Annotated in this window: 25 protein-coding genes; 4 read left to right on the top strand and 21 right to left on the bottom strand. The window is 64.3% G+C overall.

What is annotated here, in order from left to right; genetic code table 11:
• Positions 1 to 3: 3 nt before the first annotated feature.
• From VNN55_11845 to lexA, 17 genes are all read right to left on the bottom strand, one after another.
• The gene (locus VNN55_11845; protein HWO58247.1) at positions 4 to 1,392 is read right to left on the bottom strand and encodes a 3-phosphoshikimate 1-carboxyvinyltransferase; all 1,389 of its coding nucleotides are present in this window, start codon (positions 1,390 to 1,392) and stop codon (positions 4 to 6) included.
• Complete coding sequence (gene aroF, locus VNN55_11840; protein HWO58246.1) at positions 1,389 to 2,423, bottom strand: 3-deoxy-7-phosphoheptulonate synthase; 1,035 nt, start codon at positions 2,421 to 2,423, stop codon at positions 1,389 to 1,391. Before aroF ends, VNN55_11845 begins: the two co-directional genes overlap by 4 nt.
• A gap of 54 nt (positions 2,424 to 2,477) precedes the next feature.
• Positions 2,478 to 4,217 (bottom strand): arginine--tRNA ligase, encoded by a 1,740-nt coding sequence (gene argS / locus VNN55_11835; protein ID HWO58245.1) that lies wholly within the window; start codon positions 4,215 to 4,217, stop codon positions 2,478 to 2,480.
• 4 nt (positions 4,218 to 4,221) lie between these two features.
• The gene (gene trpA, locus VNN55_11830; GenBank protein ID HWO58244.1) at positions 4,222 to 5,001 is read right to left on the bottom strand and encodes a tryptophan synthase subunit alpha; all 780 of its coding nucleotides are present in this window, start codon (positions 4,999 to 5,001) and stop codon (positions 4,222 to 4,224) included.
• Entirely contained in the window at positions 4,994 to 6,214 is a 1,221-nt protein-coding gene (gene trpB / locus VNN55_11825) for a tryptophan synthase subunit beta (GenBank protein HWO58243.1), read from the bottom strand. The genes trpA and trpB overlap by 8 nt, the downstream gene beginning before the upstream one ends.
• The gene (locus VNN55_11820; GenBank protein HWO58242.1) at positions 6,204 to 6,866 is read right to left on the bottom strand and encodes a phosphoribosylanthranilate isomerase; all 663 of its coding nucleotides are present in this window, start codon (positions 6,864 to 6,866) and stop codon (positions 6,204 to 6,206) included. The genes trpB and VNN55_11820 overlap by 11 nt, the downstream gene beginning before the upstream one ends.
• Positions 6,863 to 7,642, bottom strand: a complete 780-nt coding sequence (trpC, locus tag VNN55_11815) for an indole-3-glycerol phosphate synthase TrpC (protein ID HWO58241.1) — start codon at positions 7,640 to 7,642, stop codon at positions 6,863 to 6,865. Before trpC ends, VNN55_11820 begins: the two co-directional genes overlap by 4 nt.
• A gap of 46 nt (positions 7,643 to 7,688) precedes the next feature.
• A complete protein-coding gene (locus VNN55_11810) occupies positions 7,689 to 9,020 on the bottom strand; it encodes an MFS transporter (GenBank protein HWO58240.1) in 1,332 nt (443 codons plus the stop codon).
• Positions 9,021 to 9,025: 5 nt separating this feature from the next.
• Complete coding sequence (gene trpD, locus VNN55_11805; GenBank protein HWO58239.1) at positions 9,026 to 10,045, bottom strand: anthranilate phosphoribosyltransferase; 1,020 nt, start codon at positions 10,043 to 10,045, stop codon at positions 9,026 to 9,028.
• On the bottom strand, positions 10,045 to 10,611 hold the full coding sequence (locus tag VNN55_11800) for an aminodeoxychorismate/anthranilate synthase component II (GenBank protein HWO58238.1): 567 nt from the start codon (positions 10,609 to 10,611) through the stop codon (positions 10,045 to 10,047). Before VNN55_11800 ends, trpD begins: the two co-directional genes overlap by 1 nt.
• 3 nt (positions 10,612 to 10,614) lie before the next feature.
• Positions 10,615 to 12,090: an anthranilate synthase component I family protein gene (locus VNN55_11795; protein ID HWO58237.1), complete on the bottom strand. Its 1,476-nt coding sequence runs from the start codon at positions 12,088 to 12,090 to the stop codon at positions 10,615 to 10,617.
• Positions 12,090 to 12,938, bottom strand: coding sequence for a diaminopimelate epimerase (gene dapF / locus VNN55_11790; protein HWO58236.1), 849 nt, complete (start codon positions 12,936 to 12,938; stop codon positions 12,090 to 12,092). The genes VNN55_11795 and dapF overlap by 1 nt, the downstream gene beginning before the upstream one ends.
• A 272-nt stretch (positions 12,939 to 13,210) precedes the next feature.
• The gene (locus VNN55_11785; GenBank protein HWO58235.1) at positions 13,211 to 14,440 is read right to left on the bottom strand and encodes a PLP-dependent aminotransferase family protein; all 1,230 of its coding nucleotides are present in this window, start codon (positions 14,438 to 14,440) and stop codon (positions 13,211 to 13,213) included.
• A gap of 172 nt (positions 14,441 to 14,612) precedes the next feature.
• A complete protein-coding gene (gene dinB, locus VNN55_11780) occupies positions 14,613 to 15,872 on the bottom strand; it encodes a DNA polymerase IV (GenBank protein ID HWO58234.1) in 1,260 nt (419 codons plus the stop codon).
• A 242-nt stretch (positions 15,873 to 16,114) separates the two neighbouring features.
• Positions 16,115 to 16,363: a DUF6504 family protein gene (locus tag VNN55_11775; GenBank protein ID HWO58233.1), complete on the bottom strand. Its 249-nt coding sequence runs from the start codon at positions 16,361 to 16,363 to the stop codon at positions 16,115 to 16,117.
• Between the two features lie 214 nt (positions 16,364 to 16,577).
• The gene (locus VNN55_11770) at positions 16,578 to 17,348 is read right to left on the bottom strand and encodes a hypothetical protein (protein ID HWO58232.1); all 771 of its coding nucleotides are present in this window, start codon (positions 17,346 to 17,348) and stop codon (positions 16,578 to 16,580) included.
• A gap of 110 nt (positions 17,349 to 17,458) precedes the next feature.
• Positions 17,459 to 18,085: a transcriptional repressor LexA gene (gene lexA / locus VNN55_11765; GenBank protein ID HWO58231.1), complete on the bottom strand. Its 627-nt coding sequence runs from the start codon at positions 18,083 to 18,085 to the stop codon at positions 17,459 to 17,461.
• 238 nt (positions 18,086 to 18,323) lie between these two features.
• Between lexA and VNN55_11760 the strand changes: the two genes are divergently transcribed.
• The 4 genes from VNN55_11760 (at position 18,324) to VNN55_11745 (ending at position 20,794) form a co-directional block, all read left to right on the top strand.
• A complete protein-coding gene (locus VNN55_11760; GenBank protein ID HWO58230.1) occupies positions 18,324 to 18,980 on the top strand; it encodes a DUF1573 domain-containing protein in 657 nt (218 codons plus the stop codon).
• A gap of 116 nt (positions 18,981 to 19,096) precedes the next feature.
• The gene (locus VNN55_11755) at positions 19,097 to 19,333 is read left to right on the top strand and encodes a hypothetical protein (GenBank protein ID HWO58229.1); all 237 of its coding nucleotides are present in this window, start codon (positions 19,097 to 19,099) and stop codon (positions 19,331 to 19,333) included.
• A gap of 18 nt (positions 19,334 to 19,351) precedes the next feature.
• On the top strand, positions 19,352 to 19,864 hold the full coding sequence (locus VNN55_11750) for a hypothetical protein (GenBank protein ID HWO58228.1): 513 nt from the start codon (positions 19,352 to 19,354) through the stop codon (positions 19,862 to 19,864).
• A 111-nt stretch (positions 19,865 to 19,975) separates the two neighbouring features.
• Positions 19,976 to 20,794: a DUF1573 domain-containing protein gene (locus VNN55_11745; GenBank protein ID HWO58227.1), complete on the top strand. Its 819-nt coding sequence runs from the start codon at positions 19,976 to 19,978 to the stop codon at positions 20,792 to 20,794.
• A gap of 66 nt (positions 20,795 to 20,860) precedes the next feature.
• Here VNN55_11745 and VNN55_11740 read toward each other — a convergent pair whose 3' ends face one another.
• The 4 genes from VNN55_11740 to VNN55_11725 are packed head-to-tail and all read right to left on the bottom strand — an operon-like array spanning position 20,861 to position 25,743.
• Positions 20,861 to 22,174, bottom strand: coding sequence for an ABC transporter permease subunit (locus VNN55_11740; GenBank protein ID HWO58226.1), 1,314 nt, complete (start codon positions 22,172 to 22,174; stop codon positions 20,861 to 20,863).
• Complete coding sequence (locus VNN55_11735; protein HWO58225.1) at positions 22,171 to 22,911, bottom strand: ATP-binding cassette domain-containing protein; 741 nt, start codon at positions 22,909 to 22,911, stop codon at positions 22,171 to 22,173. Before VNN55_11735 ends, VNN55_11740 begins: the two co-directional genes overlap by 4 nt.
• A gap of 33 nt (positions 22,912 to 22,944) precedes the next feature.
• Positions 22,945 to 24,345, bottom strand: a complete 1,401-nt coding sequence (locus VNN55_11730) for a GWxTD domain-containing protein (GenBank protein HWO58224.1) — start codon at positions 24,343 to 24,345, stop codon at positions 22,945 to 22,947.
• A gap of 18 nt (positions 24,346 to 24,363) precedes the next feature.
• Positions 24,364 to 25,743 carry a GWxTD domain-containing protein gene (locus tag VNN55_11725; GenBank protein HWO58223.1) on the bottom strand — a complete coding sequence of 460 codons (1,380 nt, stop codon included), beginning with the start codon at positions 25,741 to 25,743 and terminating at the stop codon, positions 24,364 to 24,366.
• Positions 25,744 to 25,755: the final 12 nt, after the last annotated feature.

The raw sequence follows: 25,755 nt of genomic DNA, 5'->3' as shown, positions 1-25,755 counted from the left end.
GGGTTATTGGGTCAGCGCGATCAGCGACGACGCAAAATCGGGATCGGAGATTGCCATCACGCCGGCGTCCTGGATCGTCGAAGGCGCATCGGCCCAGAGCGCGGCGACGGCAAAGGCCATGGCAATGCGGTGGTCGCCGCGCGGATCGATGACGGCGCCATGCCACTCGGTCGGGCCCTCGATGGCCCAGCCGTCTTCCAGTTCGGCGACCTTGGCGCCCATGGCGCGCAAGTTGGCGGCGACCGCGGCGATTCGGTCGGACTCCTTGTGGCGCAATTCAGCGGCGCCGCGGATGACCGTCACGCCTTCGGCGCGCGCTGCCAGCACCGCCAGCATCGGCAATTCATCGATCAGCGATGGAACCTCGTGTTCATGCACACGCACCGCCTTGAGCGATTCGCAGGCCTCGACGCGCAACTGCCCGACCGGCTCGCCGCCGGACTCGTCGATTTTGCGCACGTCCACCTCGGCGCCCATGCGCTTTAACACCTTCAGGAATCCGGTACGGGTAGGATTGATGCCGACTTGGTCGATGATCACTTCCGCCTTGCGCGCGCCGAGGGCGGCCGCGAGGATGAACGCCGCCGCCGAGAAATCGCCGGGGACGTTCCATTCCTGCGGCTGAACGATCCGCCGCGCGCCCAGCGTGATGGTGCGACGCTGCGGCTGGGCTTCGACGGCCGCGCCGGACAGCAACAGTTCGCGCCTGTCGCCGGCGGGACGCTGCGGATGCTCGATCCGGCAATCCACGCCGGCCGCCACCAGCATCCGTTCGGTGTGATCGCGGCTGACGGTGCCTTCGATCACGATGGTCTCGCCCACCGCCGCCAACCCGGCCAACAACACCGCCGACTTCACCTGCGCCGACGGCACCGGCAGCTCGTAGCGGATGCCGGTGAGCGATCCGCCGCGCAACTCGATCGGCGCGGTGTTCCGCGGCGTGAGCGTGATCGTCGCCCCCATGCGGCGCAGCGGTTCGGCCACACGCAGCATCGGCCGTCGCGACAGCGATTCATCGCCGATCAAAGTCACCGGGAAACCGCAGGCGGACAGGGCGCCGGCCAACAGGCGCATGGTCGTGCCGGAATTGCCGCAGTCCAGGGCGCGTTCGGGCGCCATCCAACCGGCAATGCCCGGACTCTCCATCACCCAGGTGTCTTCATGGGACTCGATCGCCACGCCAAGCTGCCTGAGGCAGGCGGCGGTTGAGTGGACATCGAGCGCGCGTGGCGCCGGACGCACCAACGAACGACCCTTCGCCAACGCGGCGAGAAGGAGCGCGCGATGCGCGATCGATTTGTCGGCCGGCGGACGATAGACGCCGTGCAATCTGCGCACCGGTTCGATGCGGATTTCGCCCGGACGGGGAATGGCGGGGCTGGCGGAGGTCATGGTCTCCCATCCGGGATGGTCAGATGGCGTCCCACCACCGCGGCGATCGCGGACACGCGCCTGACCAGGTCGTCGAACTCCTCGGGATTGACCGATTGCGGACCATCGGAAAGCGCGGTGTCGGGATGCGGGTGCACCTCGATCATGAGTCCATCGCAGCCGACCGCCGCCGCGGCGCACGACAGCGGAGTCACCTTGTGCCGCTTGCCGGTGCCATGGCTGGGATCGACGATGATCGGCAGATGGCTCGTGCGGCGCACAAACGGCACCGCCGACAGATCGAGCGTGTTGCGGGTGTGATCGGCGAAGGTGCGCACGCCGCGCTCGCAGAGCACGACGTTGGGGTTGCCCTCGTTGACGATATACTCGGCCGCCATCAGCAGTTCATCGAGTGTCGCGGCCATCCCGCGCTTGAGCAGGACCGGCTTGCCGCACCGCCCGGCCATCTTCAGAAGCGAGAAGTTCTGCATGTTGCGCGCGCCGATCTGCACCATGTCGGCGTACTCGACCACCTGATCGAGCGACTCCTGATCAATCGCCTCGGTGACCACCGGGAGGCCGTGCTTTTCCCGCGCCGCGGCCAGCAGCTTCAGCCCGTGCAATCCGAGCCCCTGGAAACTGTAGGGCGAGGTGCGCGGCTTGTAGGCGCCGCCCCGCAGAATCTGGCCGCCGGCCTTCTTGACCCGCTCGGCGACCTGGTCGAGTTGCTCGGCCGATTCCACCGCGCACGGTCCCGCCATGATGACAAAGCCGTTGCCGCCGATCGGCACGTTGCCCACGCGCACGATCGTGTCGGCCTCATGGAATTCACGGCTGACCAGTTTGTAGGGCGCGGTGACATGGATGACGCGCAAAACGCCCGGCATCGCCTCGAAGCGGGTGGCATCGACGGCGCCTTTGTTGCCCGTGATGCCGATGGCGGTGCGCTGCGCGCCCGGCATCGCATGGGGAGTGAGGCCCAGTGACTTGATTTCATTGCACACCGCCTCGATTTCCTTCGGCCCGGCGTGCATGTCCATGACGATCAGCATCTTCGTCTCCCGTTCCCGGAGATTGAGTGCCTCCGGGGCGCCAACACCTTGGCGTTACATCTGTTCGGGCGCCTGCAGACCCAAAAGCCGCAGTCCCTCGGCCATCACCGCGCGCACGCCGTCACAAAGAACCAGCCGCGCGGGCCGCGCCTCCGGTTCGCCGTCGAGAATGCGAACCTTCTGATAGAATCCATTGAATGACTGCGCCATGTCCAGCAGCGACGCGGCGATGATCTGTGGTTCGTATTGCGCCGCCGCCTGCGCGATACGGCGCGGCCAATCGGCCAGTTGCAGAAGCAGACGGCGCTCGTCCTCGCCGGAGAGCGCGGCGAAGTCGGCGGCAGCCGGCACCGCCGCACCCCATTTGCGCAGAAGCGAGCAGATGCGCGCGTGCGTGTACTGCAAGTACGGTCCGGTGCGGCCATCGAAGGAGAGGACATCCTCCCAATCGAAGTTGACATCCTTCTGCCGCTTGACCGACAGTTGCCAGAACACGATCGCGCCCACCCCAACGGCCTCGGCCACCGCGTCGGCATCGGGCAGCTCGGCGTTTTTCTCCTGAATGATCCGCCGGGTCCGGGTGACCGCCTCTTCAATCACATCATCAAGGAACACGATGTTTCCGCGCCGGGTCGACATCATGCTGTCGGCGAACTTCACCCAGCCGAAGTCGACATGGACCATGCGCTCGGCCCACGGGTACCCGGCCTTCGCCAACGCCGCGAACAACTGACGGAAATGCAGCGCCTGCGCCGAACCAACGATGTACAGGCACCGGTCGAAATGGTAGGTGTTCCAGCGATACTCGGCGGCGGCGAAATCGCGCGTGGCATACAGCGTCGCGCCATCGGATTTGCGCAAGAGCAGCGGCGGCTCGCCGCTGTCGCCCATCGGAATCACCAGCGCGCCATCGTCGCCGGTCACGGCGATCCCGGCGCTCTGCAGCCGCTCGGTCAGCGGCGCCAGCTGGTCGTTGTAGAACGCCTCGCCATGGTAGGAATCGAACTCCACGCCGAGACGGCGGTAGACACGCTGGAATTCCTCCAGCGAGACATCACGGAACCGCTTCCAAAGCGCGAGATTCTCGCGATCGCCGTCCTCGAGCTTCTTGAACTCGGCGCGGGCGCGTTCGGAAAGCTCCGAATTGGTCTCTTCTTCGGCATGGAAACGGACATAGAGATCGTAGAGATGACGGATCGGTTGCGCCTGCAGTTGCGCCTCGTCCCCCCACATCCGGTAGGCGACGATCAACTTGCCGAACTGCGTGCCCCAATCGCCCAGGTGATTGATGCCAACGGTGGCATAGCCCAATTTCTCATAAATGTTTTTGAGCGCATGCCCGATGACCGTCGAACGCAGATGTCCCACCCCGAACGGCTTGGCGATGTTGGGGTGCGAGTAATCCATGCAGATGGTGCGTCCGGCGCCGACGGCGGAGGAACCGTATGAGGATCCCAAGCGGGCGATTTCCGGCAGCACCTCCGACGCGACGCTCTGCGGATTGTACCAGACGTTGAAATAGCCGCCGATGGCTTTGACATCGGTAACCGACGCGGGACGGACAAAGGACGCCGCCAGACGCGCGGCAATCTCGTTGGGGGCGATGCGCAACATGCCGGCCAACGGGAAGCAGGGGAAGGCCGAATCGCCAAAGCCCTTCTTGTTGGGCGCCTCGTAGAGGTCCGCGATCTCGGAGGCGGACAGCGTCGATCCCATGGCCGCCAGCGCGGCGGCGGTCGCGCGACAGACCTCGTCGAAGAAGGCATGCTGTCTTGTCGCTACAGTCGTCGTCATGATGTCATTCCGCGGCCCGGACCAGTCCCCTGATCAACCGTCCGGCTTTCACCAAGCCGGAGTTTCGCTCCTCCAGAAGCGGCACCAACGCCGAGCCGACCACAAATCCATCGGCCAGGCCGCGCAGGGCGCGGATGTGCTCGGGCCGGGCAATCCCGAAGCCGACCACATACGGCTTTTGCGCCACCCGGCGGACCCGTGCCAGGTAGTCCCGTGTGCTGCGGGTCACCGCACGGCGCGCGCCGGTCACGCCGGCGACAGACACACAATATGAGAAGGAAGTGGATCGCCGATCAATACGTCGTATGCGTTCCTCCGACGAAGTCGGCGCGATCAAAAAGATGTTCTCCAGGTCCTGTCGCCGCGAGCAGCGCACCCAGGCGGCGGCTTCCTCGACCGGACAGTCGGGGATGATCGTCCCGGCGACACCCGCCGCCTTCGCCATTCGTGCAAACCGTTCCATACCCAGCCGCAGAACCGGATTCAGGTATCCCATCAGGAATAGTGGGATCGGCAGACGCGCGCGCACAGTCGCGGCCAGGTCAAAAACCCCTTCCAGGGTCATCCCGGCGGCGAGCGCCCCTTGCGACGAATGCTGGATTGCCGGACCATCGGCGAGGGGATCGGAGAAGGGCATGCCGATTTCCAGCGCCGCCGCCCCTGCCGCGTGCGCGATCTGAGCCGCCTCAAGGAACGTCCGGCGACTGGGGAATCCGGCGGTGAGAAAGGGGATCACCACCGGGCGGCCACTGCCGAAGAGGGCTTGGGCGCTGCTACTACGCATGATTCTGCTCCATCACCGTCGCCAGATCCTTGTCGCCGCGCCCGGAGAGGCAGACAACGATCAATCGACGGCCGCTCTTGTTCCCGGGCAGGTGCGACAATGCGGCGATCGCATGCGCCGACTCCAACGCCGGCAGAATGCCCTCGGTGCGCGCCAGCATCTCGAAGGCCGCCAGCGCGTCCTTGTCGGTGACGGACAGGTAACGCACACGCCCGCTGTCGCGCAAAAACGAATGCTCCGGACCGACGCCGGGATAATCCAGGCCTGCCGAGATCGAGTGCGGCACCGTCACCTGCCCGTATTGGTCCTGCAAGAGGTAGGACATGGAGCCATGCAGGACGCCGACGGTTCCGGCGGTCAGACTGGCGGCATGTTGACCGGACCTCCGTCCGCAGCCGCCGGCTTCGACGCCGATCATCTCCACTTTCGTGTCGGGCAGAAAATCAGTGAACAGCCCGATCGCGTTCGATCCGCCGCCGACGCAGGCCACCAGCGTGTCGGGAAGATGCCCGCATTGACGCAGTGCCTGCGCCCGTGCCTCGCGCCCAATGACGCGCTGGAATTCGCGCACCATGTACGGGTACGGATGCGGCCCGACCACCGAGCCAATGACATAGTAGGTGGTCTCGACATTGGCCACCCAATCGCGGATCGCTTCGCTGGTCGCATCCTTCAACGTCTGCGCGCCGGTGGTGACGGGAATGACCCGCGCGCCCAGCAAACGCATCCGCTCGACATTGGGCGCCTGGCGCGCCACATCCACCGCGCCCATGTAGACATCACAGATCAGTCCGAACAGAGCGGCCACGGTCGCGGTGGCGACACCATGCTGGCCGGCGCCGGTCTCGGCGATGATGCGCCGCTTCCCCTGCCGCACCGCAAGCAGGATCTGACCGATCGTGTTGTTGAGTTTGTGCGAGCCGGTGTGGTTGAGATCCTCGCGCTTCAGGTAGATCTGCCCGCGCCCCAGACGTCGCGACAGGTTGGCGGCATGGTACAGCGGCGTGGGACGTCCGGCAAACTCGGCCAGCCAGCGCGCGTACTCGGCGCGGAACGATTTGTCTTTCCAGGCGCGCTCGAAGTCTGCCGCCAGTTGGTCAAGCGCGGGAATGAGCGTCTCCGGCACATACCGTCCGCCATACGCGCCGAACCGTCCCCGTCGATCGGGACGGCGCAGGTAGAGCGGCCGTCGATGGGATGCTTTAGCGGGCATCGGTCGAATCCATGGTTGAGGACGGGTCGAGGCGGCGCACCGCCATGACGAAAGCCGCGATCAGATCGGGTGACTTGATGCCGGGCGCGCTTTCCACGCCCGTCGACACATCGACGGCGTAGGGATGCGCCGCGTGGATGGCGTCGGCGACATTGTCGGGCGTCAGTCCGCCGGCCAGCCAGACACGCCCCCAGGATTTCAACGGTTCGGCCAACGTCCAATTGTAGGCCAGGCCGGCGCCTCCGTGCGCGCCGGTCGAGCCGTTGTCGACGAGGTAATCGGCGACGAACGCCTGGCGCAGCGAGGCGTCGATGGGACGTGCCGCGCTCACTCCCACGGCGCGTATCAGTGTCAGACCCGCCGCCAGCTCGGCCCAGCCATCGCCGACGAGCCGTCCGCAGAGTTGCGCGCCATCCAGACCGACCGCGGCGGCAGCGCGGCGAATGCTTCCCGCGTCTCCGTCGACGAACACGCCAATCGCGCGCACTCCGGCAGGCAGCGACTTGCGGATCTCTGCCGCCCGCGCCAGGTCGACATAGCGACGGCTCCCCGGCCAGAGGACCAGCCCGATCGCATCGGCGCCGGCGGCGGCGGCCGCATGGGCATCCTCCGGGCGGGTCAGCCCGCAGATTTTCACCAGCGTGCGATTCATGCGCTCGCTCCATCGCGCAGCAGGCGCAGAAGCGCCGCCGGATCCGCGGCGCGCACCAGCGTCTCGCCGATGAGAAATCCGGCGTACCCGAGACGCCGCGCGGCGGCGATATCCGCGTGCGTGCTCAGTCCGCTTTCAGCAATCGCGATCGCGTCCGCGGACAGCTTTGCGCGCAGACGCGCGAACTGGTCGGTGTCGACGACAAAGGTGTCGAGATTGCGCGCGTTGATGCCGATCAATGCCGGCGCGCACGCGTCGATCTTTTCCAGGTCGGCTTCGTCGTGGGCTTCGAAAAGGATCTCCAACCGCAGCTGCCCGGCCGCCGCCTGAAGTTCCCGCATCTGTTCAGCCGACAGCAGCCGCGCGATGAGCAGGATGGCGTCGGCGCCGAGCGCCGCCGATTCCGCGACCTGCAAGGGATCGAGGATGAAATCCTTGCGGAGGATCGGCAGCGCGGTCCGCACGCGGATCTGCGTCAACCATTGATCGCTGCCTTGAAAGTACTCGGGCTCGGTGACCACCGACAACGCCGCCGCTCCGCCCTCATGGTACGATGCGGCCAGGGCCAGTGGATCGAAGTCCGAACGGAAGAGTCCGCGCGAAGGCGACGCCTTCTTCACTTCCGCGATGATCGCCGGTGAAGATGCCTTTAGCGCAGCAGCCAGCGAACTCGGGCTGTGAGCCCGCGCCCGCGACTCCAACGCGGCCAACGACGTTTCCACGCGCAGACGCGCGATACGCGCACGCGTTGCCGCGACGATCTTGTCGAGGAACAAACGCCCGATTCCGGGTTCTGGCGGTCTGGTGTTCATCGTGTGCGGATCACTCCGGATCGACCAGTCCGGGCGACATGCGTCCGGCGTGAATGTCCTCATTGCGGAAAAAGAGGTAATACGAAAGCGACGAGACGACATAGAAGCCGCAACCGGCCAAGAGCGGGGGCGCATACCCCCACTTCTCAATCATCCAGCCGCCGGTGGCGGCGGTGATCGCCCAGGAGGAAGTCCAGGACAGAAGCGACAGACTGTTGGCGGTGGCGCGGTCTTCCGGTCCGACCCGCTCCATAAGGTAGTTGTTGGAGATCGGCACGCCCAGGTTCATGAGCGCGCCGCGGGCCAGAAACGCCACCGTGGCAGCGGTCAGATTCTGTGTGAACGCCAGCACCGCCATGAACGGCAGCGAGGCGATCTCGCTCCACACAATCGTCCGCACCATTCCATACCGCCGCGCCAGTTCCGGTCCCAGCAGGACGCCGACGATCATCGAGGCCTGCACCATGGCGTAGTAGACACCGATGGTCTGGGTCGGCAATCCGAAACGGTCGCGGAAATAGATGTTCAGAAACGGAATAATCAATCCCGCGCCCAATCCAACCAGAAACGACGGAAAGACCAAACGGAAGAACAGGCCTCCCTTGGCCCTCATCGCGCGGCGCCACTCCTCGCGGGGACGGCGATGCGCGAGGATCCCCGACGGCAGTCGGGTGAATGCCAGCGCCCCGAGCAGACCGCAACCCGCGCCGCACCAGAGCACCCAGCGGTAGGCCTCCACCGATGAGCCGGACAGATCAGTGAACAGCTTATGGAGCGATCCCGCGCCGAGATGGGCAATCAGTCCCGAGCCCAGCGACGCGGCAAAACTGAGCGAGAAGACAATCGCGCGCTCCGCGGATGTGGTGTACTTCATCAGGAACGGGGAACTGTAGACGCGCGAGAAGGCGAGCATCATCCCGGCCATGAACGCCGCGGCGATAATCAGGCCCTTGGCGTCAACCAGCGTCACCCAGGTGAAGCCGATCGCCACGCCGACCGAGGACCAGGCGAGCGCGGCGCGCGCCGACAGACGCGAGATCAGATAGGCCGCCGGAATCGCCATTGCCATGGTGCCAAAGGACTGCGCCGAGAGCACCTGCCCCATGACGCCTTCGGGGTAGCCGCGTTCCTTCATGTAGAGATTAAACAGCAGCATGAACGTCAGCCACGAGAGCGATACCAGCATCGTGCCCAACAGAAACCACCAGGATTCCGGCGAGATGCGGCGCAGGTTGTCGATATACTCATCAAACCAGCGCGACGTGCGCGGCAACGGCATGCGCTCCCGATTGTCCTGTTCCAGATCAGGTGTGGGCGGGGCATTGTGACGCGTGGCGGCCATCGGGTTTATCCAATCCTGCGACTGGCGTCGGCGGCTCTGCGAATCAGATCGGCGACACGGCCATCGTGAATCGCCGCACGTGCCAGTTCGACGCCGTCCACCAGGGTGGCGGCTTCCCCGGCGACGTAGAGCGCGGCGGCGGCGTTGACCAGGGCGGCATCGGCGCGCGCGCCATCCTTGCCCCCGGCGATGGCGCGGATGATCGCGGCGTTTTCCTCGGCGCTACCGCCATGCAGCGCGGCGAGGTCGCAGGGCTCGACGCCGAGGTCTTCCGGACGCAGATGATGTTCGCCCAGCGCGCGTCCATCCCACTCAACCACCAGGTTTTCGCCGGTGGGCAGAATCTCATCGGCGCCATCGGGGCCGGAGATCACGAGGGCGCGCTCGGCGCCCAAGCTCGCCAGCGCCGCGGCGATCTCGCGCGCGCGGGAGCGGTCGAACACGCCGACGATCTGGCGTTTGACCCGCGCCGGGTTGCAGAGCGGACCAAGCATGTTGAAGACGGTGCGCACGCCGATCTCGCGCCGCGGCGCGGCGGCATGCCGCATCGCCGGGTGAAAGCGCGGCGCGAACATGAAGGCAAAGCCGGTGCGCGCCAGCGCCTGCGCGACCACCTCCTGCCCGGGATCGATCTCAAACCCCAGCGCGGCGAGCACATCGGCCGAGCCGGATTGCGACGAAACGGCGCGGTTGCCGTGCTTGGCCACCGGCACGCCGCAGGCGGCGGCAATCAGCGCCGCGGCGGTCGAGATGTTGAATGTGCCGAGGCCGTCGCCGCCAGTCCCGCAGGTGTCGATGGCGTCAGCGGAGACCGCCGCCAGCGGCGTCATCGCCTCGCGCATGGCGGTGGCAAACCCGACGATTTCCTCAATGGTCTCGCGCTTCTGACGCAGGGCGACCAGCCATGCCGCGATCTGCGCCGGAGTCGCCTCGCCGCGCATGACATGCCACATCGCCTCGCGCGCCTGCGCGCTGTCCAGATGTTCCGCCGCCACCGCGGCTTGGATGAAGCGCTTGAGCGGCATCAGCGTCGCCCTTCCAGAAAGTTCCGCAACAGGTCCTTGCCCGCGCGGGTGAGGATCGATTCCGGGTGAAACTGCACACCCACGGTCGGATGCGTGCAATGGCGCAATCCCATGATCACGCCATCGTCGCTTTCGGCGGTGATCTCCAGCGTCTCCGGGCAACTGTCGCGTTCGACGACCAGCGAATGGTAGCGCGTCGCCTCAAAGGGATTGGGCAACCCGGCAAACAGTCCCGCGCCGTTGTGACGGACCATGGAAGTTTTCCCGTGCATTAATCGTCCCGCCCGCACGATCCGCCCACCGAAGACCTCGCCGATCGCCTGATGCCCGAGACAGACGCCGAGAATCGGCAGCCGCCCGGACAACTCGCGCACAATCGCCGGCGTGACGCCCGCCTCGGTGGGACGCCCCGGCCCGGGCGATAACACCACGGCCTCATACCGGCCCGGGATGTCGGTGACGGTGACCGCGTCGTTGCGGCGCACATCGACTTTCGCGCCCAGTTCCGCCAGGTACTGGTAGAGGTTGTAAGTGAAGGAATCGTAGTTGTCGACCAGCAGGATCACGGCTCAGTGTCTCCCGATCACACCACCCAGCGCGGCCAGCGGCGCGGCGGCTTTGTTGCAGGTTTCCTGGTACTCGCGGTCGGGATCGCTGTCGGCGACGATGCCGGCGCCCGCCTGCACATGGCCGCCATTGCGGTCGATGACCGCGGTACGGATGGCGATCGCCATGTCGAGATTGTCGTGCCAGTCGATGTAGCCGACGCAACCGGCGTAGACACCGCGCTGTTCCGGTTCGATGGCGTCGATCAATTCCATGGCGCGGATCTTCGGCGCCCCGGTCACCGTGCCGGCGGGAAAGGCGGCGGCGAGGACATCGAGCGCATCGACGCGCGGCCGGGCCTTACCGGATACGGTCGAGACCATGTGCATGACATGCGAGTATCGATCGATGGCGCGCAACTGGGTGGTGGCGACGCTGCCCGGCCGGCACACCCGCCCGAGATCGTTGCGCCCCAGATCGACCAGCATGATGTGCTCGGCGTTTTCCTTGACCGAGGCGAGCAGTTGTCGTTCGAGTTTGCCGTCGGCGTCCGGATCGGCGCCACGGGGACGTGTCCCGGCGATGGGTCGCGTGGTCACCATCGCGCCCTGTTTCTGCACCAGTGTCTCCGGCGAAGAGCCGGCGATGGCAATCTCGCCGAAACGCAGGTAATACATGTATGGCGAGGGATTGCTGCGGCGCAGCCGGCGATAGACGGCAAACGCATCGATCGCCCCGGGCACATGGAATCGCTGCGACAGAACACCCTGAAAGATATCCCCGCGGCCAATGTGTTTCTTGAGCCGCCGGACTCCGTCGCGGAAGGCCGCAGGTGTGGTGTTCGACTGGGCGCGCACAGTGCGCGGTTGACCGAGTTCGGCAATCGCCAATGGCCGCTTGAGCCGACGGATCGTCAGCGCGGCCGCGCGTCGCGCATGGTTGAAGGCGGCGCGGACCGTCGCATCAGGCCACAGCGCCTGACCTGTGGTCACCCACAGACGCGCGGTCTGACGAGCATGATCGAAGACCACCACCTGGCGATAGAGTCCAAGCATCGCCCAGGGATGTCCCAGACGGTCGGGGGCATGCGCGGGGAGGCGTTCGAACAGATGCGCGCAGGGATAACCCAGATAACCGATCCAGCCGCCGGTGAGTCCGGCATCGCCGGGGAGTCCCTGTCGGCCGTCGCCGCCCGGCAGCCGGGAGCGCAGCAGACGCCCAAACTCACCAATCGGAGCGCGCCACACTCGCTGGCCGGCACGATGAACGCATCCCGTCGAAGCCAGCGTCAAGGTTTCCGCCGGATCGACACCGATGATCGAGTAGCGGCCGACATTCTCCCCACCCTCGACGCTCTCAAACAGAAACGCGGCGCGTGCCCGATCGCCGCGCAGGCGCAGAAAGACCGACGCCGCCGTGAGCAGATCGACGGGGATTTCCTCGGCGATCTGCACAATCGGCGATTGGCGCCAGGCGCGTTGGAAGGCGGCGAATTCCACTAACGGGCGCTCCTGCGGGTGGGGAGACCATCGGACCAGACCCCGGCCATGACGATCCGTGCCGGGGCAGCAAGCGTGACACTCTGCCCCGAGGCGCTGATGCGCGCTTTCTGTGTACCGCCGGGCGAGATGACATCAACGGCGCGGTTGATCTGTTCCATCGACCAGACGGCGGCCACCGCCGCCAGCGCGCCTGACCCGGAGGAGGGTGTCGGCCCGACGCCGCGTTCGAAGATGCGCAGTTCGACCCGCCGGGGACCGTGCACGCGCGCAAACTCGACATTGATGCCGCCGGTTGAGCGATTGAGCGGCTGGCATTCGGCGCCGATCGCCGACCAGTCATAGTCGAAGGAACTGACCAGAAAGACCCAGTGTGGATTTCCGGCATCGACCGCCACCGGACCGGCAACGAGGTGGCGTCCGGCCATCCCCGCCACCGGACGCGCCAGACGCGATGGCACCGGCGACACCGAGGGCATTGGCCGCGTGAAGTCGGCGATCACCCCGCCGCCGGAGCGGCGTTTGGCCCCGACACGCACACAGCCGACGAGGGTTTCGAGGTGAAACTCATGCCGCCGCGGGTTGTTGGCCGCAAGGAAGGCGCCCACCCCGCGAACGCCATTGCCCGACCACTCGGCCGGCGAGCCGTCGGCGTTGAAGAGTCGGAAGCGAACGCCCCCACGACCCTCAGGCCCCAATAGAATGAGACCATCGGCGCCGACGCCCTGCCGGCGGTCGCAGATGGCCGCCGCCCGCGCGGCGTTCCAGCGGGCACGGGCGCCCGTCTGCTCGATCAGCACGAAATCGTTGCCCAGCGACTCCACCTTGATGAACGGTATCTTGGCCATGATGTCGGTCTCCGTGGTCGGGGTACGGTATGCTGGCAACGCGCGCTCCACAACGGCGAACTGCCGCCGGATAAAAGAAGAAGCCCGCCGGGGTCGACGGGCTTCTCGAACTTGCGCAAATGGATGTCAATCGGCCCACCGACCCTATACGGATGCCTCCCAACGCCAGTACCAAGTGGTGAGCCAGTTCGTCATCAGATTCCTCATCGGCCGGGAAACCGGCCTTTCTCAAATTACGTGCCCGGTCGGGCCGTGTTTGCGCCCAATTTCGGCTACAGGACCGACGCGAACAGCCGTCCCAGCCGCTTGACGCCTTCGTGAATGTCGGCCACGCTCGAATTCGAGAAGTTCAGCCGCAACGTATTCCTGCCCGAGCCATCCGGATGGAAGGGCTGGCCGGGGACAAACGCCACCTTCTCCTCGATCGCCTGCGGCAGGATCTTGACCGCGTCGACATGCTCGGGCATGACCACCCAGAGGAACAGTCCGCCCTCGGGACGGGTCCACTTGACCGTGTCCGGGAAGAACTCGCTCATCGCCCGCAGCATCGCCTCGAGACGCTCCTTGTAGGAGCGGCGCAGAATCTCGATGTGGCGGTCGAGACGTCCTTCTTGGACGAACTCATGGATCACATATTGCGAGAATTCGTTGGTATGCAGGTCGGTTGCCTGTTTGACCCGCGCGAAGACGCTCATGGTCTGGCGCGAGGCGGCGATCCAGCCCAGACGGAACCCCGGGCTGACGGTCTTTGAGAAGGTGCCCAGCTGAATGACCGCCTGCCCGCCGAGGTTCTTAATCGACGGCACCGGCTCGCCGGAGTAGCGCAGCTCACCGTAGGGATTGTCGTCGATGATCGGCAGACTGTACTTCTGCGCCTTGGCGACCAGGAGCTTGCGGCGCTCGTAGCTCATGGAAATACCGGTCGGGTTCTGGAAAGTCGGCACGGTGTAGACGAAGCGCGGCCGGTACTTTTCGATGATCGGGTCGAGGGTCTCGACCATCATCCCGTGCTCGTCCATTTCGACCAAGGCATACTTCACGCCATAGAAATTAAACGCCTGCAGAGCGCCGAGGTAGGTCGGTCGACAGCAGAGGACATAGTCGCCCTTGCTGAGAAAGGCGCGGCCGATAATGTCGAGCGCCTGCTGGGAACCGGCGGTGATCAGGATGTTCTCGGCGGTCAGATGGACTCCGCCCTGCCTGGTCAGACGCTGGGCAATCCACTCACGCAGCGGGCCATATCCAGCCGACAGACCATATTGCAGTGGCTGGCTGCCATAGCGGGTGAGCACCCGGTCGACCGCATCACGGATCGCCTCCACCGGAAAGAGCTCCGGCGCGGGCAGTCCGCCGGCAAACGAGATCACACCCGGCTGGCTTGAATGCTTGAGGATGTCGCGAATGACGGATGATTCGAGATTGTAGGCGGCCGGCGAGAAGTGATGCGGCTCGAACTTAAAAGGAGCCGGCGTGGCAAGGGTCGGCATCGTGTCGGTCATCATGGCCCAATCTACCTGTTTAAGGTGCTTTCAGTCAACGTATTAGCCGGTACGGTCTGATAAACGTCGCCCGTGAATCCAAGGCACACCTCTCCACCGAAGTATACGTCCTGCCGGGAAAAAGGAAGCCGTGATTCGGTCCGAATCTGACAGCCCGACGACAAAATCGGACAGGTTACCCGTCGATGCCCAGATAGGAAAATGCCCCCTGAATCGAATCTTCACCGAAACGGTCGCGAATCTGATCGACAATAGCATCCAGACGCCGTCGCGTCCCTTCGCGCGAGCACTCCGCATCGGCAAACAGATCGGTTTGCCCCGACAAATCATCGACATGCTCCAGTTGTGAAACCGAAATGCCCAACAGACGGATCGGGGTGCGTTCATCCCAGTGCGCTTGGAAAATCGCGGCGGCGCGTTTGTAGATCACCGCGAGGTTGTCGGTGGCGGTCTCCAGCGTGTTGCGGCGGGTCAACGTGGTGAAATCGGCATGGCGAATGCGCACGGTGATGGTGCGTCCACGGAACCCCAGCCGCCGCATGCGTCGCGAGACCAGATCGGCCAGATAATGCAGGGTGGCCTGCAGGAAATCAGGATCGGCCGAGTCGCGCGGAAAGGTGCGTTCATGCCCGATCGATTTTTCCTCGGGCTGCTGCTCGGGGTTGAGCACCGGGGTCTGTTCGTTGCCACGCGCCAACTGTCCCATCAGCGTGCCGGTCTGTCCCAGCAGGCGGCGGAGGTGTTTGAGATCGGCGCGGGCGAGATCGCCGACGGTGCGGATGCCTGCGCGGACGAGGATCCCGGTCGCGACCGGCCCGATCCCCCAGAGTTTGTCCACCGGCAACGGATAGAGCACGGTGGCGATATCGGGCGGATGAATGATGGTCAGGCCGTCGGGCTTGAAGACCGATGAGGCCAGTTTGGCCAGCACCCGTGTCGGGGCAATGCCGATCGAACACGACAGCGACAACGTCGCGCGGATGCGTTCCTTCAACTTCTGCGCCAGCGCCTCTTCCCCGCCGAAAAGCGCACCGCAGCCGGTGACATCGAGAAAGGCCTCGTCGACCGAGACCGCCTCGACTTTCGGCGCGAACTCGTTGAAGATGCGGATCAGTTCGGCGGAGACGGTGACGTAATGATCGGGATCGACCCCGATGAAGATGCCGTCGGGGCAGAGACGGTGCGCCTCGGCGGAGGACATGCCCGAGCGGATGCCGTAGGCGCGCGACTCATACGAGGCGGTCGAGACCACGCCGCGGCTGGGGCTGGTCGAGCCGACGATCACCGGACGTCCGCGCAACTTCGGATTGGCGCGTTGCTCCAGCGCCGCGAAGTAGGCGTCCATGTCGATGTGCATGATCCGCCGCGCGGCCTCCGCCGTCCCGCCGACATGGCGCGCCTGATGCACAGGAAACGCGGTCAATCGTTCGGACATTCGTCATTCACCTGCAAGAATCAAGTATCCAATGCATCATCCCGCGGCGGCTCGCCGGGAGGCTCGCCCTCCCATCCCGGCCTGGCATTTTTCTTCTTGGGAGGGCGAGGCTCCTGCCGAGCCTGCTCTTCTTCGCCCACCCAACAAGCCCGCTTTCCCGCCCATTCCTGCATTCTCACAATACTCCGTCATCCCAGGCCCCCGCGATGCACATCGTGCATCGCGGGGGCATGGGATCTTTGTCATTCCACCCACACCTTGCAAATCGACCAATCGGTCCGGCGTTCGTCGTAGACCAACTGGAAGACATTGTCCTGCGTGTCGACCACCGAGAAGTGGCGCACCCAAGCCTCGCCCTTCGGGGCTTTCCAGCGCCCGGTGACGCGCGCGACTTTGTAGGTTTGCCCCTTCCAGCGAAACCGGATCGGCCGGAGCTGGCCCTTCTCAAAGATCGCGATCACATCGACCGGCTCATCGAGGTCGTGGTACAACCAACCTCACCTCTTCTCCCCGCTGTCGTGGCTATTGATGTCTAATCGGTCAGGCGCGACAGTGTCCATCCCGCATGAAGGACTTCATTCCGGTAGACAGATTGCAATCATTTGGTGCCCTGACTCGCTCTTTGTGCGGCGGACTGAACGGGCTACCGCAAGCCCTGATGCAATGAACGCATCAGGGCTGCCTGCCCACATTCTGAGAACAGGCCTAATACTCGACAAACAAAATCAGTCCGAAGTACCAAATCCTTTCCGCCCTCGTGCGATCAATCCAATTGAAATGCATTCCGGTTACCAATGCCGATCGCTCGATGAGCGGTCGGTTGATCCCCTCCTCTGGAGGCAGCGCAGCGAGTACTTCGATCTTTAGACGGCGATCAATGCTTGGGAGCTCGGCGTAGGTGAACAGGGTGCGCACCAGCACCCGCTCCGTCAAGTCCACATTCATGCATGAACCGAGAACTAGCCCCTTTCCGTGCTGCTTTTCCACATATAGGTCATCGTCGGATGACTCGTCAAATGCCCGTGCTTTGTCATTGCGTATTCCGTAGCCGACCAAAGGCTCAAAACCGAGTCGATCATGAATGATGTCGAAATAGTGCCCAGCGAGAAGTTGGTATGAGAATGACTCGGCGGCATAGTACAGACCAAGGCTATCAGGAGCGCCCGAACTGCCCTTTGAAATCAGATCCATTAGATACCAGACTCTGACTTGCTTCAGGAGTAGTCGTCCGCGCACCGCGAACTTGTTTGCGCCCCGTCCAAGATGGATTCGATCCGATATACTCTGGTTGGTCTCAGATAGATCGTCTGCAATACCCCAACCGACATAGAACTCCGGCACAACCGCGAAACGCCAGATCTTCTGGCTGGCGCCTGCCTCACTTGCCTTTGCTTGAGACAAGCACGCTGACGGCGCAATCAAGACTACGATTGCTGCAGTCAACAACCGCGCTACGCCGAGTACCGTATTCTTCATCCGGCGCTCACCAGAACCCCCTCATCCGCAGGGTGCGTACAAAGAGCGCACGCACCCTTCAGATCAACCGCGAAGAATGAGAGTTTCGAGATGTTGCAATTCAACGGCCGTTATGCAATCCGCCGCAACAGCCCCACCACCACGCCGGCGATGAAGAAGCCGGGGGCGTTTTTATCGACGACGATTGTCTGAAAGGCGTCGTTGGCCGGCTCGAGACGGACACGATGGCGATCGGGATAGAACTTCTTGACCGTCGCCTCTTCGCCGATCACCGCCACGACGATATCGCCGCGGTTGGCGACATCCTGCCGCTTGACCAAAACGAGATCACCATCGCGGATGCCTTCATCCTTCATGCTTTCGCCGGTCACGCGCAACGAGAAGACTTCGCCGCGCGGCAGAAACGAGCGGTCGATCGCCACATGGCCGTCGACATTTTCCACCGCCAGAAGCGGCAGACCGGCGGCGACCCGTCCGACAATCGGAATCGACTCGATGTTGGCCGCCACCGGCGTTTCGGTCAACTCGATGGCGCGCGACAGGTTCTTTTCGCGGCGGATGTACCCCTTGCGCTCCAGAATCAGAAGCGCGTCACGCACCCCGTTGGTCGAACTGATCCCCAGCGCCTCACCGATCTCGCGCACCGTCGGCGGACGTCCCTCCGACTGGATGTGATCGCGGATGAATTGGTAGACGCGCAGCTGGCTTTCCGTCAGGGGCTCTTTGAGCCGATTCATGGCGACCTCCATAAGACCTTTTCGGGTCTGCCATGTGATACTGAACATTTGTTTATTCGCCAACCACAAATTCGCCAGTCATTATCATTTTCTTGGCGCGACTTCGTCTGCCTTGGTGCGTATAATACCAGCGGTTTGTCGGCGTGTGCGAAGACAACCATTTGCAACAAAACAGCTTATGACGTCGAAGCGGACTTGGACCACCCATACTGCCCTGTCTTTCGGCCTCGCGGCCCTGTTGGCGGCACCGGCCTGCTCCCAGACACCCAGTTCCAGCGGCCCACGGCTGAAGGCCGATGCCGAGGTCTTCGATTTCGGCTATGTCCCGCAAAACGCGATTGTGGCTCACACCTACTGGCTGCGCAACACCGGAACGGATCGGGTGGAGATCACCAAGCTGCAGCCCAATTGCGGCTGCACCACCGCCCCGCTGACCGATTCGCTGGTCGAGGTGGGCGACTCGGTGCCGGTCGAGATCCTATTCGGATCGCGCAACATGACTGGCAAAGTCGAGAAGTTCACCCGGATTATCTCGAATGCCACCGGTCGGGTCCCGGCGCTGACCTTCAGGTCACATGTGCTCAAGCCCGACGAGCCCACACCGGTCTTTTCGGTGAGCCCGGCGATTGTCGATCTGGCCGGTAAAACCGAGGCCCGTATTGCCGCAAAGAATGTCTCAAACGAGCCGGTGTCGTTGCGGGTGATCAATGCGCCCGGACCGCATATCCGCTTGGACGTCAAAGAGATATCCTTGCAACCCGAGGAGAGCAAGGAAATCGGCCTCACTTTGAGCGCTTCCGCCCCGGATTCGTTTTCGCAATCGATTACGCTGGAAGCCAGCGATCCCGCCAAGACCCGTGTCACCGTCCCGATCACCCGCATCAAGCGGGAATGAAATCGGTCGTTAACACCTGACAACAAGGGGCCGTCTTAGCAGCGTTCCGGTTTGCGATAGCCGGACCCGATGTGTATAATATCCCGACTTTGGCCGCAGGCCAGTGAGGACAACCGATGATGAGAAAACGAATTACCGGAGTAGCGGCGATCGTGTTGCTGGCGACCCTGGCGGCACGTGCCCAGCAGCCGGCGCCCGCCACCCCGGCCCAACCGAATCAGCCGCGCCTGGAAGTGCCCGAGGTTGCCTTTAACTTTGGGTATGTCCCGCAGGGGGCGAGCATCTCGCACGTCTTCTGGCTGAAAAGCGTCGGAGCCGATACGTTGCGTATCACCGACGTTCGCCCTGGGTGAGGATGCACAAAGGCGCCTTTGAAAAAGAAGGTGCTTGCTGTCGGTGACAGCACAGACGTCGAGATCATCTTCAACACCGGGCACTACAGTTCGCGCACCAGCAAAAGCGCGAGCATCATCTGCAACGCGCCGGGCATGGCGCCGGCCCTGTCGATCACGGCCCACCCGGTGAAGTTCACGGATTCGCTGACGGTTTTCTACGTCAACCCGCCGCAGATCAAGCTCGATTCCCTGCGGCCGGAGGAGCAGGAGAACCCGTGGGAGTATAAACTGGCCGTCAAGAACGCCTCCAGCGAGGAACTGCAACTGTCGCTGGTGTCCTTGCCGAGCGAGTATGTGCATGTCGATCTGCCGGGCGGCTTCATCAGCCCCGGCGACGAAAAGACCATCAAGGTCAAGGTGGACCGGGACATTGCCGACGAACTCTTCAACAAGTCGTTCACTCTGGAAGCGTCCGACTCGGCCCGCACCCGTGTCACCGTGCCGATCTCCAAAGCCATGCGCTGGGGGCCGGCTCCCACATCGCCCTAACACGATCTGCCCGATTGGAACGATCCGCCCCGGTGCCGACCCACTCGGCATCGGGGCTTTTGTTGACCGCCCGAGAGCCCGACTGCGCTCTCGTGGAGAAAGGATTTCATAATGCGCCGTTCGCTCACCGTACTGGCGGCCTCGCTTGTGGCGGCGGGGACCGTCACGGCCCAGGAGGCCAAGACGCCGCCGCATGCCACCGACTCGCTCCCGTCCATCGTGAGACGCAGGGAAGGCGCGCCGCCGCCGGCCGAGCGCAAGACCAGCAACGCGCGACTGGAGCTCTCCGACAGCGAGTTTAATTTCGGCTACACCCCCCAGAAGACGAAAATCAGCCATGTCTACTGGATCCGCAACGCCGGGCCCGACACCGCGCACATCAGCGATGTCCGTCCGGGTTGCGGCTGCACGAAGGCGCCGCTGAAAAAGAAGGTGCTGGCGCCGGGGGATTCGACCGACGTGGAAGTGATCTTCTCCACCGGCATGTACAGCAGCCAGACCCGCAAGAGCGCGACCATCGTCTCCGATGTGGCGGGGAATGTGCCCTCGATCTCGTTCAACGCCTACCCGACGCCACGGATCGATTCGCTGGCGCCGGTCACCTTCATTCCGTCGCTGGTTGATCTCGATTCGGTCACACAGACCGGCGGCGGCGGGATCGAGGTCAAGGTGCGCAACACTTCCGCCGAGCCGGTTTCGCTGGCGCTGGTGTCGGCGCCGCATGAATGGTTCACCATCCAACTGCCCGGCGGACCGATCGCCCCCGGCGGTGAGGAGACGATCCGGGTGGAGTACGCCGGAGCGATTGCCGGCGAGATAGTGAGCAAATCGTTCACCGTGCAGGTCTCCGACACGGCATCAACGCGGTTCACGATCCCCATCCAGAAGCAGAAACGCTGGGGTCCCACGCCGACCTCATCGGCGAATTAGCCCACGGCCGGCCAGACGTCACAGCCCCGCGCATCCGGCGCGGGGCTTCCTGTTTCCGGACGGGCTTCAGGTGCGGAACAGGATCGACTCGCGCTCAAACAGCCGCGTGGTGACAAACAGCGCGAAGAAGGCATACAGGACAGTGGAGAGAAACACCAATCCCAGCAGGAGCGGATTCTGGGTGCCGAGGATGACATCGCGCAGCGCCAGCGAGATGTTCACCACCGGCACCAGCGCCAACCCGATGTTCAATTCGATTCCGGGCACCAGACTGATCATCGCCGGGAAGATCGCGCCCAATAGCAGCGGCGTGGTGTAACTCTGCCCCTCCTTGAAACTGCGCGCGGCGATCGACACGGCGATCAGAAGCGAGGAAAACAGCACGGCGGTGGGAATCATCAGCAGGATGATATACGCCAGCGACTCGCCCGACAGCGAAAACGCCTTGGCCATCTCGAGGTCGGGCTCCGAGGCACCGAACCCCACCGCCCCGAACTTGAAGGTCACCAGCATCGAGGCGGTCGACAGCAACATGGTGATGATGCCGGCGGTGAACACGGTCAGGAATTTCCCCGCCGCCAGATCCCAGCGTGAGACCGGCGCGACAAGAAGTGTCTCGAGCGTGTTGCGTTCCTTTTCGCCGGCGGTGATGTCGAGCGCCGGGTACATCCCGCCGGTCAGCATCAGCACGACGAGCATGTAGGGCAAAAGCGCGGCGAAGAAGACGCCCGACTGTTTGGCCAGGGGCGCGACGTCGATGGCGGCGGGGACGATCGGGCGCAGGGCGCTCTGGTCCATCCCCACTCCGGCCAGACGCGCGGCGACCAGCGAGTCGCGCACGCGCAAGAGCCAATCCTCGATATGTTCGCCGGCGGCATCGGAACGGATGTCGGCCTGATCGGAGAAGATGCGGACCACGGCCGAATCGCCGGCCGTCAGGCGCGTGTTTATGTCCGACGGCAGTTCGATAACCGCCCGCACGACTTTGGCGTCGATGGCGCGGTAGTAGAGTCTCGCCCGAATCGAGTCGGGAACGACGGTTGGATCATCGGACAGAAGTTGCTCGACCGTCGCACGGTCCTCCGGAGCGTCGGCCAGCAGAAAGGCGCGCACGGTGTCGGGCGCAATCCACTTCACTTGTGGCAGCCCGGCAAAGAGCTCGTGCGATGCCGCCCCGGCCGACGGCGGGAGGGCCAGGATCAGATGATCGGCCGCCTTGGTCTTCTCAATCTGCGACGAGATGACCGAACCCAATCCCATCCCCATCAGCGGATAGATGAGAATCGGCACCAGCACCATCGAGATGATGGTGCGGCGGTCGCGCAGGATATCGACCAGCTCCTTGGCAAAGACAATCCGGGCGCCACGCAGGCGGTTCATGCGGAGCCCCCGTCGATGAAGCTCACAAAGATGTCATCCAGATCATTGCGTCCGGTGCGCCGGCGGAACTCCTCGAGCGTCCCTTCGACGCGCATCCGTCCGGCATGAATGATGCCGATGCGGTCGCACAGACGCGCCGCCTCGTGCATGACATGCGTCGAGAGCAGGACCGACTTGCCGCGGGTCTTGGCGTCGCCAATGAATTCGACAATCGCGCGCGAGGTGACGACGTCGAGCCCGACGGTCGGCTCGTCGAGAATGAGCACGGGCGGGTCATGGATGAGCGTGCGCGCGATCGAGGCGCGCTGCTTCTGCCCGGCGGAGAGTTTGTCGACACGCCGGTCGACGAACTCGTGGAGGCCGAGCCGCTCGATCAGCGCGGCGCTGCGCTCGCGAATGAGGGAGTCGTCCATGCCGGAGAGCCGTCCGAAGTAGGCCATGATCTCGCGGGGCGTGAGGCGCCAATACAGCCCGGTCGATCCGGTGAGGAATCCGATCTGCGCGCGCACCGCCGCCGGCGCCGCCACCGCGTCATGGCCGTTGATCGTGATGGTCCCGGCGTCCGGTCGGAGCATGGTGGCCAGCATGCGCAGGGTGGTGGTCTTGCCGGCGCCGTTGAGTCCGAGGAGACCGTAGATCTCCCCCTGGCGGACCTGAAAGGAGACGTCATCCACGGCGCGGACGGGTCCGCGCTTCTTGTCGTGGAAGGACTTGCTGAGGCGCTCAACGATGATCATGCGCGGTGCGGGTCGCGGCCTTTCCTGCCGGGGTCAACGGCCCCGCTCGAATTCGCCCGATTGGACGCGCCGCTCCCAGACCGGATCGCGCTTCTCGCCGCGGGCCGACGAGGTCACCAGTTGATAGTCGCCATATCCATTCTCGTCGACAAACAGAAAGTATGCCGAGCCCTGCCCCGGCAGGCTCTCGTAATTCCACTTCTCGGCGGCCTCGCGCCCGGAGGCGAAGGGGAAGCGGTCGATCTGGTCGGGCGGGCCATAGACGATGTAGACCCGTCCCTGATCGCTGCGCCAACCGTCGGTGCGGTTGCGGAAGCCGACCGAGAACCGCTCGTTGGCGAAGTTGAGACGCCGGAGGTGCTCGTCGCGGAATTCGTTGATCGGCGTGTCGGGCGTTGGGTCGCGGTCCTTCCAGAATTGCACCATGAAGTTCCGTTTGCCCAGTGGACTGAGCGACTCGAAGGTCTCCATCTCGCCCGCGCGGGCGATGTAGGCCATGATCGTGCGCAACTGCTCGATCTCCTCGTCGGTGAGCGTATCGCCGACCGCCGCCACCACCTGGAAGGGCTTCTCGACGGTGGCGGTGCGCGCGGTCGCGGGGTCGGTCACGCTGGCGCGGAAACGATACACCCCCGCCGCCAGGTCGCGCACGCTGATCGAACTGGCCAGCACCGCCGAGGAACCGGGCTTGGTCAGGGTCTGCGGCGGCAGCGACCGCGCCGGCGACCCGTCGGTGGGAACGATGGCGAATTCCACGGCATAGTTCGGACTGGCCTGGCTGTCGACCGCGAGATTGTAGGCCTCCAGATAGAAGTTCAGCCGCGGGCGCGACGGTCCCACCAGCCCGCGGCAGTCGGGATAGACTTTGTACTGGTTTTTGACCAGCACATCCAGCGGCCGTTCGACGGTGTCGGGCGGCATCCGCACGATGTCGTAGCCGAACTCCACATCCGAGAGCATGAGCGCGCCGCCAGAGTGATCGTCGACACGGAAGGGATACGCCGCTTCCGCCGACGACTTGTCGGTCAGGTCGATGGCGACCACGCGGGCGGTGTAGAGCCCCGGCGGAATTTCCAGCCAGCAGGCAAAGAAGTGGGTGAAGTTGGAGTCGCTCAATTCGCTGGAGTCGGACACGACCGAAACAAAACCGCTGCCGACCGAGTCGACGGGTTGTCCGGTGGAGTCGGAGACATGCACCCAGGTGAAGACATCGGCACGGATCGCATCATCCAGCCGGCGGAACGCGAGGTCGGCGCGGCGCAGTTCAAAGTAGAACTCGACATAGCCATTGGGCAGGCCCGGGTTCATCCGGAAAACCGCGCAATCGGACCACATGCGCAGATCGCCGGTGGCGTCATGCGCAACGGCCGCGGGGACGGCGGCCAGGAGGATTCCCCAGACCATCAGGCATCCAAACAGGATCGGCTTGCGCATCGGCACTCCCACGAACGTTTAACGAATGATGCCATCGTACGGATACTGCAGCTGGTATTCGCCGTTGCCGTTGACGTCGACAAACAGGAACCGCCGCCGCTGTGCATAGTACGACCAGATCTGATAGGGTTTGCTGCCGCGCTCAAACGGATGGCGCTCGATCTCATCGGGTTCGCCGTACTTGACGTACACGGTGCCGTAGTCGGTGCGCCAGCCGCGCATGAACGCGGTGGTGAAATGCAAATCGGCGTGGCGGATGCGCCGGTAGTACTCATCCTGCCACTCGTTGTCGTCGGTCTCGGGGCTGGGATCCTTCGAGCGCCAGAAGGCGGTGAACGCCTCGACGCGCTTCTCCGGCGGCGTGTTGCGCAGGGATTTCAGCTCGTCATGCGTGGCGATGTGGACCAGCATGTTGACCGCCTCCTCCCAGTTCTCCTCGACCATGCCGGCCATCGACCAATCGACCCAGAACGGGATCTCCAGGGGCGTGCCGAGGACCTCGCCCGCCGCGTTCATCAGGCGCACGCGCAGCGTGGCTTCGCCGGTCTTGAAGTCGGTCAGCGGGCTCCGGTAGACAATCGGAACACGCTCCGCGGTATCGATCACCGGGATGGTGTCGGTCTGCGTCTTACGGCCGTAGCGCTGGTCGGCTTCGATCTGCAGAAAGGCCGCGTCGGGGGCGACATCGCGATAGATTTCCAAATACATCGCAATCCGGTCCTTCGATGAGGCAAAGGCGCGGGTGACGCTGGGCACCAGCCCCAAGTCTCCGTGCTTGAAGCGCGGCAGATCGGGGGCCTCGGCGGTCGGATCAAAGAACATCGGCCCGCCCACCGGCCAGCGGTCGCCGCGGGCGTCGTTCAACGGCAGATTCTCCTTGCGCGTGTAGGAGCCGCCGGAGACACGGTCGGTCAGGGTCACGCTGAGTTCGTAGTCATCGGGCGCCACGGTCATGCTGAGGATGTTGACCAGATACCCCGACGGGTTGCGTGTCTCCTCGAAATCCGGGAGCGCGTAGTTCTCGCGTTCGCTGACCGAGGCGGCCTGGCGGTCGCTGTGGGAGGCGAGAATGGCGCTGATCTCATAGGCGGCGACATAGAACTCGGCCGTTGCGGCGGTGTCCCCGGTGGGCGCCGTGGTTCCCAGCCCGGCTTCGGTGGTCTTCATCGTGCGGCGGACATACGAGAGCCGTGGGTTGACGATCTTGTAGTAGCATTCGATACGGAGACTGTCCTTGCCGGCACGGAAGGCGGCCCAATCCAGGTCAAAGACCGGCACGCCCGGAGGCGGGAGATTGGAGAACTCGACCTGCGCCGGGACAGGCGCCGCGGTCAGAACCAGCATGGCCGCCAGCGCGGCCGCCGCCCGTCGAGCCGTTTTCGTCGCAGACTCCCCCATAGACCATTCCCC

This window comes from bacterium (assembly GCA_035559435.1).
Taxonomy (GTDB): Bacteria; Zixibacteria; MSB-5A5; order WJJR01; family WJJR01; genus JACQFV01.
The sequence above is the reverse complement of the archived record's forward strand: the minus strand, read 5'-3'. Positions and strand labels throughout refer to the sequence as shown.